Source organism: Luteimonas sp. 9C (assembly GCF_902506295.1).
Taxonomy (GTDB): Bacteria; Pseudomonadota; Gammaproteobacteria; order Xanthomonadales; family Xanthomonadaceae; genus Luteimonas.
In genome coordinates, this window is sequence record NZ_LR733312.1 from 287,715 (window position 1) to 301,349 (window position 13,635).

The following is a 13,635-nucleotide window of genomic DNA, read 5'->3' on the forward strand; positions in this document are numbered from 1 at the left end:
GGCGTTCCCTGTTCATGCCCCTGTCCCCCCAGCTTCTGCCGCGCCTGCGTTCCTGCGCGCCCGTCCTCGCGTGTCTCCTGCTGCTCGCAGGCTGCGGCGGCGCCGCGCAACCTGCGGCCGCGCCCGGTGCGGGCGGTGCAGCCGTGCCGGTGACCACGGCAACGGTGCAGCCCCGCGCATGGAACGACTCGATCGCCGCACTCGGTACCGTGAATGCGCGCGAGTCGGTGACGGTGACCGCCAAGGTCAGTGAAACCGTGCAGCGCGTGCATTTCGACAGCGGTGACCGGGTGGCGGCAGGCGACGTCCTGGTCACGCTGTCGGGCAACCAGCAGCAGGCGGCCCTGCGCGCCGCCGAGGCCGCGGCGACCGAAGCCGAGCAACAGTATGTCCGCGGCAACGAACTGGTCGGCCAGCAGCTGATCGCACGGGCGTCGATCGACACCCTGCGCGCGACGCGCGACAGCGCGCGCGCCAATGTCGCCGAGATGCGCGCCGACATCGGCGACCGCACCATTCGGGCCCCGTTCGCAGGCGTGCTGGGCCTGCGCCAGGTCAGCCCGGGCGCGCTGGTCACCCCGGGCACCGCGATCGCGACGCTGGACGACATCTCCACCGTCTACGTGGATTTTCCGGTGCCCGAAGTGCGCCTGGCATCGATCGCGGCCGGTCAGCGGGTCTTCGGCAGCAGCGCCGCCTATCCGGGCGAGGACGTCGAAGGCGTCGTGCAGATCGTCGATTCGCGCGTCGATCCCAACACGCGTGCGGTGGCCGTGCGGGCAGCGTTCGACAATCCCGACGATCGCCTGCGCCCCGGCATGCTGATCCAGGTCCGCCTCGAACAGCGCGAGCGCCAGGCGCTGATGATTCCCGAGATCGCGGTGATCCAGGTCGGACGTGACACCTTCGTGTTCCGCGTGCGCGAGGACGAGACCGTCGAACAGGCGCCGGTCACGCTGGGCGTCCGGGGGCAGGGTCTGGCGGAGATCGTCGAGGGGATCGAGCCGGGCACCCGGATCGTCGTCGATGGCACCGGCAAGCTCCGGCCCGGCATGCGGATCGTCGAGGGCAGCGTGCAGGACGCGAAATCGCCGGCCGCGGACGCGCCGGCCGCGACCGAGGGTCGTGCCCCATGAAGATGTCCGATGTCGCCATCAAGCGGCCGGTGTTCGCGGTCGTCATCAGCCTGCTGCTGGTGGTGCTGGGCATCATGTCCTTCAGCCGGCTGACGCTGCGCGAGCTGCCGAACATCGACCCGCCGATCGTCTCGGTCGACGTCACCTATCCCGGCGCATCGGCCGCGGTGGTGGAAACCCGCATCACCCAGATCCTCGAGGACGCGCTGGCCGGCATCGAGGGCATCCGCACGATCGAGTCGCGCAGCCGCAACGGCCGCGCCGACGTGACCATCGAATTCAACCTCACCCGCGACATCGAGGCCGCGGCCAACGACGTCCGCGATGCGATCAGCCGGGTGAGCGATCGATTGCCGATCGAGGCAGACGCGCCGGAGATCTCCAAGGTCGAGGCCGACGCCGACGCGATCATGTGGCTCAACCTGCGCTCGAGCACGATGAACACGCTCGAGCTGACCGACTACACCGACCGTTACGTGCTCGACCGGCTGTCGTCGCTGGACGGCGTGGCGCGCGTGCAGCTCAGCGGCAGCCAGCGTTATGCGATGCGGATCTGGCTCGACCGCGACGCGATGACCGCGCGCGACGTCGCCGCGGCCGATGTCGAGGCCGCGCTGCGCAACGAGAACGTCGAGCTGCCGGCCGGCAACATCGAATCGGAAACCCGTGACTTCACCTTGCGCGTGGAGCGCGGCTACCGCGAACCCTCGCAGTTCGCCCAGATTCCGATCCGCCGCGGCGACGACGGCTACGTCGTGCGCATGGGCGACGTCGCGCGCATCGAACTCGGGACCGCCGAACGGCGTTCCTATACACGCAGCAATTCGGTGCCCAATGTGGGCCTCGGCATCGTCCGTACCTCCACCGCGAACGCGCTCGATGTCGCCCGCGCGGCGCGCGCGGAAGCCGAGCGCATCCAGGACACGCTGCCCGAAGGCACCGAGATCTTCGTCGCGGCCGACAATACGGTCTTCATCGAGTCCGCCATCACGCGGGTCTACTGGACGCTGTTCGAGGCGATGGCGCTGGTGTTCGTCGTGATCTGGCTGTTCCTCGGCAGCCTGCGCGCGGCGATCATCCCGGCCGTCACCGCGCCGGTCTGCCTGATCGCCGCGTTCACCGCGCTGTACATGTTCGGTTTCTCGGTCAATCTGCTGACCCTGCTGGCGCTGGTGCTGTGTATCGGCCTGGTGGTCGACGACGCGATCATCGTGCTGGAGAACGTGCAGCGACGCGCCGATCTCGGCGAGCCGCCGCTGGTCGCGGCCCGGCGCGGGACCGCGCAGGTCGCGTTCGCCGTGATCGCGACGACCGCGGTGCTGGTCGCGGTGTTCCTCCCGGTCGGTTTCATGGAGGGCAATTCCGGACGCCTGTTCCGCGAGCTGTCGGTCACGTTGGCCGGTGCGGTCGCGCTGTCGGCCTTCATCGCGCTGACGCTGACGCCGATGATGTGTTCGAAGCTCGTGCGGCGCCACGAGAAGCCGCGCGGCTTCAACCGCTGGATGACCCGGCAGCTGGACCGGCTCAGCAGCAGCTACGGCGGTCGCGTGTCCGCGCTGGTGGGCATGCGCAGCGGGCGGCTGATCCTGGCGATGGCGCTGGCGATGGGCGCCTGCGTCGTGGTGGCGCTGTTGCTGTTCTGGCGGGTGCCCAGCGAACTGTCGCCGGCCGAGGACCGCGGACGCTTCTTCGTCTCCGTCGATGGTCCGGAAGGTGCCGGCTTCGACTACACCGTCGAGCAGATGCAGCAGGTCGAGGCGATCTTCGCGCCGCTGGTCGGTGAGGACAAGCCGATCGAACGCGCCAACTCGCGCGTGCCGCGCGGCTGGGGTGGCAGTGCGGAAATGCACAACGGCCAGGTCATCGTGTTCCTGCAGGACTGGCGCGACCGCGAGATGCCGACGACCGACATCGTCGAGGATCTGCGGGCGAAGTTCGCCGAGCTGCCCGGCGTGCAGGTGCGCGCCAACGTGCCCGGCGGACTGATCAGCAGCCGCGGCCAGCGCTACCAGCTGGTGCTCGGCGGTCCCGATTACGCGGAAATCGCGCAGTGGCGCGACCGCATGCTGGCGCGCATGCGCGATAACCCCGGCATCCAGGATCCGGATTCCGACTACAAGGAAACCCGTCCGCAGATGCGCGTCGACATCGACCGTCAGCGCGCAGCCGATCTCGGCGTGTCGGTGCAGGAAATCGGTCGCACGCTCGAGACGATGATGGGCTCGCGCCAGGTCACCACCTTCGTCGACAACGGCGAGGAGTACGACGTGCTGCTGCAGGCCGAGCGCGAGCGGCGCATGACGCCGTCCGATCTCACCGACACCTTCGTGCGCGGTCGCGACGGCGCGCTGGTGCCGCTGTCGAACCTGGTCACGCTCAGCGAGGTCGCCGAGCCCGGCAGCTTCAACCGCTTCAACCGGCTGCGCGCGATCACCATCAGCGCCGGCCTTGCGCCCGGCTACACCATGGGCGAGGCGATCGAGTGGACGCGCGAGGTCGCGGCCGAAGAGCTGCCCGACTACGCGCAGGTCGACTGGAAGGGCGAGAGCCGTGAATTCCAGGAAGCCGGCGGCGCGGTGCTGCTGACCTTCGCGATGGCGCTTCTGATCGTCTACCTGGTGCTGGCCGCGCAGTTCGAGAGCTTCATCCATCCGCTGTCGATCATGCTCACGGTGCCGCTGGCGGTGCTGGGCGCATTGCTCGGCCTGTGGGCGACGGGCGGCACGCTGAATCTCTTCAGCCAGATCGGCATCGTGATGCTGATCGGCCTGGCGGCGAAGAACGGCATCCTGATCGTCGAATTCGCCAACCAGCTGCGCGATGACGGTCGCGGTGTGCGCGAGGCGATCACCGAGGCGGCAGCAGTGCGCCTGCGACCGATCCTGATGACCGCGGCGGCGACGATCGTGGGTGCGGTGCCGCTGGTCGTGGCGGGCGGGCCGGGGTCGGCCAGCCGCGCGACGATCGGTGTCGTGATCATCTTCGGCGTCGCGTTCTCCACGTTGCTGTCGCTGTTCGTCGTGCCGGCGTTCTATGCGTTGCTGGCGCCGTTCACGCGATCGCCCGAAGCGCTGGCGCACGAACTCGAGCGTCTGGAAGCGGAGACGCCTGCGGTCAGCGGCCATGCCTGAGGCCGCGCGCTGGGACGCAGTGCGTCTGGACGGCGCCGGCTTCGTGCTGCGCCGCTGGCGCGCCGACGATCTCGACGCGTTGTTGCGGCATGCGGACGACCCCGCCGTGGTCCGCGGGCTGAGCCACCGCTTCCCGACGCCGTATACGCGCGCAGACGGCGAGGCGTTCCTCGCCGGTCGCGTCGTGGACTTGCATGATCCGGTGTTCGCGATCGAAATCGACGGTGCCGCGTGCGGCGGCATCGGCGCGCGCCCCGGGGTCGGCGAGCGCGCGCGGTCCGCTGAGCTCGGCTATTGGCTGGGTCAGGCGCATTGGGGACACGGGCTGATGACGCGCGCCGTGGCGCTCTACACCAACTGGGTCTTCGATGCACTGGGCCTGCATCGGCTGCAGGCGACGGTGCTGGCGTTCAACACGGGGTCGGCGCGCGTCCTGGACAAGAACGGCTTCCTCGAGGAAGGCTGCATGCGACGCGCGGTGATCAAGGACGGGCGGCTGCACGACCTGCGTCTGTTCGCCCGGACGCGCGCACTCGACTGAGCGCGTTTCGTGTTTGCGCGCGATTGATGGAGAATCGAACGGTCCCGCTGCTGCGCGGGTTCGCCTTCAACCCGGGGAGCGCCGCATGGAAACGATCGTCAACACACTCAACAGCGTGATCTGGAGTCCGCCGCTGATCTGGCTGTGTCTGGGCGCGGGCCTGTATTTCTCGGTGCGCACGCGATTCGTGCAGGTCCGCCAGCTCGGCGAGATGGTGCGGCTGATGCTCGCAGGCGGCAAATCGGAAGCCGGCGTGTCGTCGTTCCAGGCGCTGGCGATGTCGCTGTCGGGACGCGTGGGCATCGGCAACATCGCCGGCGTCGCCACGGCGATCGCCTTCGGCGGTCCGGGCGCGGTGTTCTGGATGTGGGTCGTGGCTTTCCTCGGCGCGTCGACGGCCTATATCGAATCGACGCTGGCGCAGATCTACAAGGAAAAGGACGAAAGCGGGCGGTACCGCGGCGGTCCCGCGTACTACATCGAAAAAGCGATGGGCCAGCGCTGGTACGCCTGGCTGTTCGCGATCGTGACCATCATCGCCGCCGGCTTCCTGCTGCCGGGCGTGCAGGCCAACGGCATCGCCGCCGCCGCGCAGAACGCGTGGGGCATCGCGCCCGCCGTGACCGCCGCCATCGTCGTGGTCGGACTGGGCTTCATCATCTTCGGCGGCGTCAAGCGCATTGCGCGCTTCGCCGAGATCGTCGTGCCGTTCATGGCGCTGGCGTACATCCTGGTCGCGCTGGTGATCATGTTCCTCAATATCTCGGCGGTGCCGGAGATGTTCGGGCTGATCTTGCGCAGCGCCTTCGGACTGGAAGCCGGCATGGGCGCCGTGCTGGGCCTGGCGATCGAGTGGGGCGTCAAGCGCGGTATCTATTCCAATGAAGCGGGGCAGGGCACCGGGCCGCACCACGCGGCGGCGGCGGAAGTGTCGCATCCGGCCAAGCAGGGTCTGGTGCAGGCGTTCTCGGTCTACGTCGACACCTTGCTGGTGTGTTCGGCGACCGCTTTCATGATCCTCTCGACCGGCATGTACAACGTCATCGCACCGGCGGGCGGCATGCTCTTCGAGGCGCTGCCCGGCATCGCGGTCGGCCCGGGCTATGCCCAGGCGGCGGTGGAATCGGTGCTGCCCGGCTACGGCGCCGGGTTCGTCGCGCTGGCGCTGTTCTTCTTCGCCTTCACGACGATCATCGCCTACTACTACATGGCCGAAACCAATATCGCCTACCTCAACCGGCGCATGCACCGGCCGTGGATGGTGTTCGCATTGCGCATCGCGATTCTCGCCGCGGTGACCTTCGGCTGCATGCGCACCGCGGAAATGGCCTGGACGCTCGGCGACATCGGCGTAGGCCTGATGGCCTGGCTCAACATCGTCGCGATCCTGATCCTGCAGAAGCCGGCGCTGCTCGCGCTGCGCGACTACGAAGCCCAGCAGACGCAGGGCCTCGACCCCACATTCGATCCGGACCGGCTCGGCATCCGCAATGCCGACCTCTGGCGCAAGGACTCCTGACATGACCAAATCCCCCTGGTCCGGCGGCAGCCGGGACACCCCACGCACCCCGGCGCCCGCCCCCGGTCGCGACAGCCCGTGGGGTGCGCGCTCGCGCCCTGCGACGCCTGCGCCGCCGCGCCCGCCCGCGCCGCGCGCGCAGGTCGACGCGCCCGATGCGGATGGCGTCGACACCGAAGACCGGCGCGAGATGCGCCTCTACGGGCGCAATGCGATCGACGCGGTATTCGCGCGCCGGCCCGAGGCGATCCGCAAGCTCTATCTGCTCGAGGCCCGCATTCCGCAGCTGCAGCCCCTGTTGAAGTGGTGCGCGGGCAACCGCGTCGGTTATCGCGTGGTGGCCGAGGACGATCTGCGCAAGCTCGCCGCCAGTTCGCACCACGAGGGCGTGGTCGCCGACGTGCTGCGCGAGGCGCCGCAATCGCTCGGCGCATGGCTGCAGGCGCTGCCGGCCGGCCCGGTCTGCGCGCTGTGGCTCGATGGCGTGGGCAATCCGCACAACCTGGGCGCGATCCTGCGTTCGGCCGCGCACTTCGGCGCCGGCGCGATCCTGCTGCCGAAGACCTCGCCGCTGGCGCTGTCCGGCGCCGCTGCGCGCGTCGCGGAAGGCGGCGCGGAATCCGTGCCGTTCGTGCGCCTGGGCCGCGACGACAACGCAATCGCCCAGCTGCGCAGCGTCGGCTTCTCGCTCGCGGCGACCGTGGTGCGGGGCGGGGAGAGCCTGTTCGCACGCCCGTTGCCCGAGCGCGTCGTCTTCGTCATCGGCTCCGAAGGCGAAGGCATGGATGCCGACCTCGCCGAGGCCTGCGACCTGCGTCTCGGCATTCCGGGCAGCGGCAAGGTCGAGAGCCTCAATGTCGCCTCGGCAACCGCGGTGTTGCTGGCGCAGTGGATGCAGCACCGCCACGCCTGAAGGCAGGCGTGCGGGTGCGCGACGGGACGCGCCGCGCGCCTCGCATCGCGCGCAGACGCGATGCGAGGATCGGGCGTCAATGTTCGGGGGTCGCTTCGGTCTTCGGCGCGCTGCCGAAGCTTTCCGTCGATTCCGCCGCCAGCCATGCGAAGACCGCGTAGGCGGCGGTGTTCTGCGCGACCGCATCGGGATCGACCTTGTCGAGGGTATCGTCGGCGTTGTGGTGCAGGTCGAAATAGTCGGTACCGTCCTGGCCCAGCCAGCCCCAGGCGCCGCCCTTGGCGGCCAGCGGGGAGATGTCGGGGCCGGGGCCGCCCTTGTCCTGCAGATAGTCGATGCCGAGCGGACGCAGGACTTCGGCAATCGCGTCGCTGGTTGCGCGCTGTCCGGCCGGGGCGCTGGTGTTGAAGCCGTAGATGCGCCCGGCGCCGAAGTCGCTCTCAGCGCCGACGATGTGTCGCGCGATGATGTCCGCGCCGCCGTGTGCCTCGGCATAGGCGCGCGCACCGAGTAGACCCTGTTCCTCGTTCGCGAATGCGACCACGCGCACCGTGCGGCGCGGCCGCTGGGGCAGCTGCGCGATCAGGTGCCCGGCGGCCATCGTGATGCCGACGCCGGACGCGTCGTCGACCGCGCCGGTGCCCAGATCCCATGAATCCAGATGCCCGGCGATCAGCACGATCTCGTCGGGCGCTTCGCGTCCCGTGACTTCGCCGATGACGTTCTGCGAGGTGTACTCGCCGTTCCAGCCCACATCCAGCGCCAGATGCACCTGCACCGGGCCACGGCCGAGCAGGCGCGCGAGCTGGTCGGCATCGGGCAACGACAGCGCAGCCGACGGAATCGGCGTGACATCGGCGTCGAACCGCGTGATGCCGGTGTTGGCCACGCGATGCGGGCTGGTGCCGATCGAGCGCATCAGATACCCCGCGGCGCCCTTGCGAGCCGCGATCGACGGGCCGCGCCCGCGCACCGGGCCTGCCGCGCCGTAGCCGCTGCCATCGCGCGAACGCGCCATCGGCACGTCGACGAACGCGAGCTTGCCGCGCAACGTTGCGGGATCGGCGGCTTCCAGCGCGGCGATGCTGTCGAAACGCACCAGCTCGGCGGTGACGTCGCCGGCCGGGCTGCCGCCCAGCGCTGTGATCACCAGCGGCTGCGCGTGCGCGCCGACCACCGACGCATGTTCGCTGCGACGCTCCCACTTCGGAAACGTCACCGGCTCGGTCCAGACCTTGTCGTAGCCCAGCGCTTCGAAGCGCGCCTTGGCCCAGGCGACGGCGCGGGCATCGGCCTCGCTGCCCGGCAGGCGCGGGCCGATGTCGGTGGTCAGCGATTCGATCAGCGCATACGCGGTGCCATCCTGCGCGGCGCGCTCGCGCAACTGCGCGGCCTGTTCGAGTGCGGCCGGCGCAAGGGGCGCAGCCTCGCGCGACTGTGCGAAGGCGGGGGATGCGGCCAACAGCGCGGTCGACAGCAGGACGATGGCCAGGGGCCTGAGGGACGGAACGCGCATGTGGACGACTCCAACGAGGGACATGGACACAAGAGAAAGGCCGCGGCAGTGGCGCGCGCGGCCCGTCGGTTGACGCAGGCGGACGTGTGGCGGCGTCAGGGCTGCGTGCGCAGCGAATCGCGGATCTCGCGCAGCAGCTTCACTTCCTCGCTCGGCTCGGCCGGCTTGGCCGGTTCCGGTGCTTCGGCCTGCTTGCGCTTGAGGCGGTTGATGAACTTGACGGCCAGGAAGATCGCGAACGCCACGATGACGAACTGGATGAGCGTGTTGATGAAGATGCCGTAGCCGATCGTGACGGCCGGAATTTCCTCACCCGTCGCAGCGTCGAGCGTGGCGGCGCGCAGCGTGATCGCGAGTTCGGTGAAGTCGACGTTGCCGATCAGCATTCCGATCGGCGGCATGATGATCTGGTCGACCAGCGCGGTGACGATCTTGCCGAACGAGGCACCGATGACCACACCGACGGCGAGGTCGATGACGTTGCCGCGGACCGCGAATTCCTTGAATTCGGACAGAATGCCCATGCATCACTCCTGCACTGTGTTGGGGAACCAGGTGCGGACGACTATACCGACGGCGGCGTGATTCGCAGATGCAGTTCGATCACATCGTCGAGCCGGGCGACGCACCGGTCGCCGGGCTGCAGGGCGGCGACGCCGGCCGGCGTGCCCATGAAGACGAGATCGCCCGCGCGCAGCGCGAACAGTCTGGACAGCTCGTGGAGGATCTCGGGCACGTCCCAGATCAGCTGGTCGAGCGTCGAGCTCTGGCGGCGCTCGCCATTGACCTCGAGGCTGAGCGTGCGCGACGCCAGCGCACCGATCCCGGCGGCCGGCACGAGTTCGCCGACCGGCGCCGAGGCGTCGAAGCCCTTGGCGATGTCCCACGGCAGGCCCTTGGCCTTGGCCGCCGCCTGCAGGTCGCGACGCGTGAGATCGAGGCCGACGGTGTAGCCGAACACCAGCGCCTGTGCAGCTTCGACCGCGAGTACACCGGCCGGCGCGTCCGCGCCGAGCGCCACGACCAGCTCCACCTCGTGGTGCAGATCGCGGGTGGCGCTGGGGTAGGGCACCGTCGCAGCGGTGACGACGGCATCGGCCGGCTTGGCGAAGAACACCGGCGTACCGCGATCGGCTTTCGACGCGGGCGCGTCCGCGCCCATTTCCTTCGCGTGGTCGGCAAAGTTGCGACCGACGCAATAGACCCGGCGCACGGGAAAGCGGCCGCCCCCACGCACCGGCAGGCGTACGGGCTCGGAAGCAGGCACGACATCGCGCGCGGAATCGGTCATCGCGGGTCCTCGGCGCCGGGCTGCGCCATCGAAATCGGAGAGCGGCGCGACGCGACGGTCGCGCCCGGGATCAGCGCAGTGCGGCGTGGTCGCGGTTGCGGACCACCCGGTACTCGGCATCGACGATGCGACTGTCGCGGCGCGGCGTCGGGCTGCGGACGAGCAGACGGCGTGCGATGCCGAACAGGATCATTGCCGCGCCGATGAAGACACCGGCGACGAGCAGTACCGCGAGCATCGCCACGCCCACCACACCGAGCGCGATGCGCAGCAGCGGATGACGCGGTTTGCGGGGTGCGAACATCGCACGCACGCCGGAGGCGTCGAAGCGGGCATGGAGATCGCGGAAGAAAGGCTTGGACATGGGTTCCGTCAACGTCGTGACACAATGCGGCCTCTGTGGCCGGTGACCAGTATCGGTCCGGGGCCGATTGGAGTTGTAATGCCTTCGTTAAATCCACGTGAGGGACACGCCCCGCTGCTGGCATTCGATGCCATCACCGATGGCGGATTCGCCGAGGTGGAGGCGGTCCTGGACGGCGACGCCGAATCGCTGGTCCTGTTCCGCGACGGCGCACGCGTACAGGCCTGGTTGAACATCTGCCCGCATGCCGGGCGTCGACTCGACTGGGCGCCGGGACAGTTCCTGCGCGCGAAGACCGGCGAGCTGGTATGCGCGGCGCACGGCGCCAGCTTTTCGCTGGTCGATGGTGTCTGCGTGGCCGGACCGTGCCGTGGCGAGGCCCTGCGCGCAGTGGCGGTGCGCGTGCAGGACGGACACGTCGTGCTGGGCTGACACGCCGCGTTGCGCCCTGAAGCCGCGCCCGTCTCCGCGCGCTGTCGGGGCGGCGTGATCAGAACAGCAGATTGACCATCAGCACGATGATGGCCGTATAGAGCAGCGAGATCGGCAGGCCGATGCGCCACAGCTCGCGCGCCTTGTAGCCCGCGGGTCCGATGATCATCGACATGACCGGGTTCGACTGTGTCATGAAGTTGTTCGACGCCGACAGCGCGACGATCAGGGCGAAAGCCGTGGGATTGCCGCCGACCGCGAGCGCCAGATTGATCGCCAGTGGCACCACGACGATGGTCGCGCCGACGTGGCTGATCACCATCGAGAACGCGGCGGTCAACAGCGCCACCGCGATTTCCAGCACCCAGATCGGCAGGCCGCTGGGCAGGCGTTCGATCGTGTGTCCGGCCACCCACGCCGCTGCGCCGCTGGAGTCCATCGCCCAGCCCAGCGGAATCAGGCAGGCCATGAGGAACACGGTCTTCCAGTTGATGGCGCTGTAGGCCTCGTCCATCTTCAGCACGCCGAACACCAGCATGCCGGCGACGCCGGCCATCAGCGCGACCGAGGTCGGCACCCGCGACGACAGGGCGATCAGCATCGTCACCGCGAAGATCGCCATCGCGATCTTGAACTTGTGCGGTCGCTGTTCGCCCTTCGGATAATCGGTGACGATGATGAAGTCGAGCGATTTCGCCGTCTTGGCCAAGTCCTGCCAGATGCTGTGCAGCACCAGCATGTCGCCGGCGCGCAGGGTCATCGAACGCACGTCCTCGCGGATCACCTGCTTGTCGCGGTTGATTGCCAGCAGCCGCACGCCGTACTTCTTGCGCAGGCTCAGTTCGGACGCGGACTTGCCGATGAATTTCGAGGTCGGCGGCACCACCGCCTCGGCGATGCCCGCGCGGCTGGGGTTGAACAGGTCGCCGAAGTTGCGCAGGCGCGTGCTCAGGCGCAGGAACTGGTTCTGCGCGAAGTCGGCGACCTGCTGGCGGCGGCCCATCGCGCCGATGACGCTGCCCACCCAGATGCGCGCATCCGCCGGCGGGGCCAGTCGCGAATCGTTTTCCGACTTCAGCGCGAGCAGGACCGGCGCATCGTGGATCGCCTCGGCCTCGCCGAAAGTCATGCCGACCAGCGGACTCTCCGCGGTGACCACCAGCTCGTAGACCTCGCCGTCGATGCCGTAGGCGCTGGCGAAATAGCTCTGCGTGCGCGCCGGCGTGACATTGCCGTCGCCTTCGCCCTGATCGTCGAGCTGCCGATTGCCGCGGAAATGGAAGTAGGCGAGGGCGGAGACGAGCAGCGTCAGGCCGATCGGCAACGGCGCGAACATGTTCAGCGATTCGAGCGTCGCCGAGCCCGAGGGCAGGTTGGCGTTGGCCGCGGTCAGCAGGTCGTTGAGCAGGATCAGCGGCGACGAGCCGACCATGGTCAGCGTGCCGCCCATGATGATGGCCACGCAGATCGGCAGCAGCATCTGGGCCAGACGCAGGCCGGTGCGCGAGGCCAGGCGTGCGGCCACGGGCATGTACAGCGCCATCACCGACGGGTTCTGCATCACCGAGGAATTGAGGCCGGCGATACCGGCGGTCAGCATCAGCAGCCGGTTTTCCTGACCCTTGGCCCGCCGCAGCAGCCAGCCCGCCAGGCGATTCAATGCGCCGGTACGGTCGAGACCCATGCCCAGGATCATCGTGGCGATGACGCTGATCGTCGCGTTCGACGAGAAACCGTTGAAGACGTCCTCCGGCGCGACCAGGCCGGTCAGGCCCAGCATCACCAGCACCACCAGGGCCACGAGGTCGGCGCGTACGCGCTGGAACACGAACAGCACCATCGTCAGGCCCACCAGGGCCAGGACGATCTTCATGTCGGTGGTGAGGGCGAGCGCGGTATCCATCAGCGTCGCAGGCCGTCCTGGCAGTCGGTGACGCGGTGGGCGGATCGGGCGCGGGCCATCGGCAACAGCCTGCGCCACGCCGCGTGCAGCGGATGTCGAACCCGGCGTCCTGGGGCCCGTGTCATCGCCCTAGCGCCCGGCGACGTCTTCGGCGACGCGGTCGTAGAGCAGATCCCAGACGCCGTGCCCGAGTTTTTGTCCCCGGGTCTCGAAATGGGTCTGCGGCCGCCACGGCGGGCGCGGCACGTGGCCACGCGGACCGGCGCGATTGCGCAGGTCCGGCGTCGCGTCGAGCACGTCCCACATCTGCTCGGCGTAATCGGCCCAGTCGGTCGCCAGATGCAGGCGACCTTCCGGGGACAGCTTGCGCACCAGCAGCGCGGCGAATTCCGGTTTCACCAGGCGGCGCTTGTTGTGGCGCTTCTTGTGCCAGGGGTCCGGGAAATAGATGCGGATCTCGTCGAGCGCGCCGTCGGCGATCTCGTGCGCCAGCACCTCGACGGCGTCGTGGTGATACACGCGGACATTGGTGTTGCCGTCCTCATCCAGCGCATTGAGCACGCGGCCCACGCCCGGCGCGTGTACCTCGAGGCCGATGTGGTCGCGCGCGGGATCCAGCTGCACCGAGTGCCGCAGGGCTGCGCCGTTGCCGAAACCGATCTCGACGATGCGCGGCGCGCTGCGACCGAAGACGGCATCGAAATCGCGCGGCGTGCCCTGGTAGTCCAGTCCGAACTTCGGCCAGGCGTCATCGAAGGCGCGCTGCTGGGCCGGCGTGAACCGGCCCTGGCGCAGCACGAAGCTGCGGACCTCGCGACGACCCTCGGTCGCCGTGAACGGCTTGGGCGGGGCCTTGGCACCTTCGCTGGAGAACGGGTTGGTCATCGCG

12 protein-coding genes are annotated in these 13,635 nt (G+C 69.0%); 6 read left to right on the top strand and 6 right to left on the bottom strand.

All coding sequences use genetic code 11. The features are described 5' to 3' along the window. Positions 1-14: 14 nt before the first annotated feature. The 5 genes from CURTO8I2_RS01275 (at position 15) to CURTO8I2_RS01295 (ending at position 7,240) form a co-directional block, all read left to right on the top strand. On the top strand, positions 15-1,136 hold the full coding sequence (locus CURTO8I2_RS01275; protein WP_159678007.1) for an efflux RND transporter periplasmic adaptor subunit: 1,122 nt from the start codon (positions 15-17) through the stop codon (positions 1,134-1,136). After that, positions 1,133-4,267 (top strand): efflux RND transporter permease subunit, encoded by a 3,135-nt coding sequence (locus CURTO8I2_RS01280; RefSeq protein ID WP_159678009.1) that lies wholly within the window; start codon positions 1,133-1,135, stop codon positions 4,265-4,267. The genes CURTO8I2_RS01275 and CURTO8I2_RS01280 overlap by 4 nt, the downstream gene beginning before the upstream one ends. Further along, positions 4,260-4,808: a GNAT family protein gene (locus tag CURTO8I2_RS01285; protein ID WP_159678011.1), complete on the top strand. Its 549-nt coding sequence runs from the start codon at positions 4,260-4,262 to the stop codon at positions 4,806-4,808. Before CURTO8I2_RS01280 ends, CURTO8I2_RS01285 begins: the two co-directional genes overlap by 8 nt. A gap of 85 nt (positions 4,809-4,893) precedes the next feature. After that, positions 4,894-6,327, top strand: coding sequence for an alanine/glycine:cation symporter family protein (locus tag CURTO8I2_RS01290; RefSeq protein WP_159678013.1), 1,434 nt, complete (start codon positions 4,894-4,896; stop codon positions 6,325-6,327). Between the two features lies 1 nt (position 6,328). Continuing rightward, complete coding sequence (locus CURTO8I2_RS01295) at positions 6,329-7,240, top strand: TrmH family RNA methyltransferase (RefSeq protein ID WP_159678015.1); 912 nt, start codon at positions 6,329-6,331, stop codon at positions 7,238-7,240. 76 nt (positions 7,241-7,316) lie between these two features. On the opposite strand, the gene CURTO8I2_RS01300 is transcribed toward CURTO8I2_RS01295, so the two are convergent. From CURTO8I2_RS01300 to CURTO8I2_RS01315, 4 genes are all read right to left on the bottom strand, one after another. Further along, positions 7,317-8,756, bottom strand: a complete 1,440-nt coding sequence (locus CURTO8I2_RS01300; protein WP_159678017.1) for a M28 family peptidase — start codon at positions 8,754-8,756, stop codon at positions 7,317-7,319. Positions 8,757-8,851: 95 nt separating this feature from the next. Further along, positions 8,852-9,280 carry a large-conductance mechanosensitive channel protein MscL gene (mscL, locus tag CURTO8I2_RS01305; RefSeq protein ID WP_159678019.1) on the bottom strand — a complete coding sequence of 143 codons (429 nt, stop codon included), beginning with the start codon at positions 9,278-9,280 and terminating at the stop codon, positions 8,852-8,854. 41 nt (positions 9,281-9,321) lie between these two features. Next, a complete protein-coding gene (locus tag CURTO8I2_RS01310) occupies positions 9,322-10,047 on the bottom strand; it encodes a fumarylacetoacetate hydrolase family protein (RefSeq protein ID WP_159678021.1) in 726 nt (241 codons plus the stop codon). A gap of 70 nt (positions 10,048-10,117) precedes the next feature. Continuing rightward, positions 10,118-10,411 carry a hypothetical protein gene (locus CURTO8I2_RS01315; RefSeq protein WP_236550963.1) on the bottom strand — a complete coding sequence of 98 codons (294 nt, stop codon included), beginning with the start codon at positions 10,409-10,411 and terminating at the stop codon, positions 10,118-10,120. Positions 10,412-10,489: 78 nt separating this feature from the next. Between CURTO8I2_RS01315 and CURTO8I2_RS01320 the strand changes: the two genes are divergently transcribed. After that, positions 10,490-10,843, top strand: a complete 354-nt coding sequence (locus CURTO8I2_RS01320) for a Rieske (2Fe-2S) protein (protein WP_159678023.1) — start codon at positions 10,490-10,492, stop codon at positions 10,841-10,843. 58 nt (positions 10,844-10,901) lie between these two features. Here the strand turns inward: CURTO8I2_RS01320 and CURTO8I2_RS01325 are convergent, their stop codons facing one another. Both CURTO8I2_RS01325 and trmB read right to left on the bottom strand, forming a co-directional pair. Further along, a complete protein-coding gene (locus tag CURTO8I2_RS01325; protein ID WP_159678025.1) occupies positions 10,902-12,746 on the bottom strand; it encodes an SLC13 family permease in 1,845 nt (614 codons plus the stop codon). Positions 12,747-12,875: 129 nt separating this feature from the next. Next, positions 12,876-13,631, bottom strand: a complete 756-nt coding sequence (gene trmB, locus CURTO8I2_RS01330; protein WP_159678027.1) for a tRNA (guanosine(46)-N7)-methyltransferase TrmB — start codon at positions 13,629-13,631, stop codon at positions 12,876-12,878. Between the last annotated feature and the right edge of the window lie 4 nt (positions 13,632-13,635).

Coding starts and splice junctions, on each gene's coding strand:
- CURTO8I2_RS01275 (WP_159678007.1), top strand. CDS start 15: ATGCCCCTGTCCCCCCAGCTTCTGCCGCGCCTGCGTTCCTGCGCGCCC.
- CURTO8I2_RS01280 (WP_159678009.1), top strand. CDS start 1,133: ATGAAGATGTCCGATGTCGCCATCAAGCGGCCGGTGTTCGCGGTCGTC.
- CURTO8I2_RS01285 (WP_159678011.1), top strand. CDS start 4,260: ATGCCTGAGGCCGCGCGCTGGGACGCAGTGCGTCTGGACGGCGCCGGC.
- CURTO8I2_RS01290 (WP_159678013.1), top strand. CDS start 4,894: ATGGAAACGATCGTCAACACACTCAACAGCGTGATCTGGAGTCCGCCG.
- CURTO8I2_RS01295 (WP_159678015.1), top strand. CDS start 6,329: ATGACCAAATCCCCCTGGTCCGGCGGCAGCCGGGACACCCCACGCACC.
- CURTO8I2_RS01300 (WP_159678017.1), bottom strand. CDS start 8,756: ATGCGCGTTCCGTCCCTCAGGCCCCTGGCCATCGTCCTGCTGTCGACC.
- mscL (WP_159678019.1), bottom strand. CDS start 9,280: ATGGGCATTCTGTCCGAATTCAAGGAATTCGCGGTCCGCGGCAACGTC.
- CURTO8I2_RS01310 (WP_159678021.1), bottom strand. CDS start 10,047: ATGACCGATTCCGCGCGCGATGTCGTGCCTGCTTCCGAGCCCGTACGC.
- CURTO8I2_RS01315 (WP_236550963.1), bottom strand. CDS start 10,411: ATGTCCAAGCCTTTCTTCCGCGATCTCCATGCCCGCTTCGACGCCTCC.
- CURTO8I2_RS01320 (WP_159678023.1), top strand. CDS start 10,490: ATGCCTTCGTTAAATCCACGTGAGGGACACGCCCCGCTGCTGGCATTC.
- CURTO8I2_RS01325 (WP_159678025.1), bottom strand. CDS start 12,746: ATGGATACCGCGCTCGCCCTCACCACCGACATGAAGATCGTCCTGGCC.
- trmB (WP_159678027.1), bottom strand. CDS start 13,631: ATGACCAACCCGTTCTCCAGCGAAGGTGCCAAGGCCCCGCCCAAGCCG.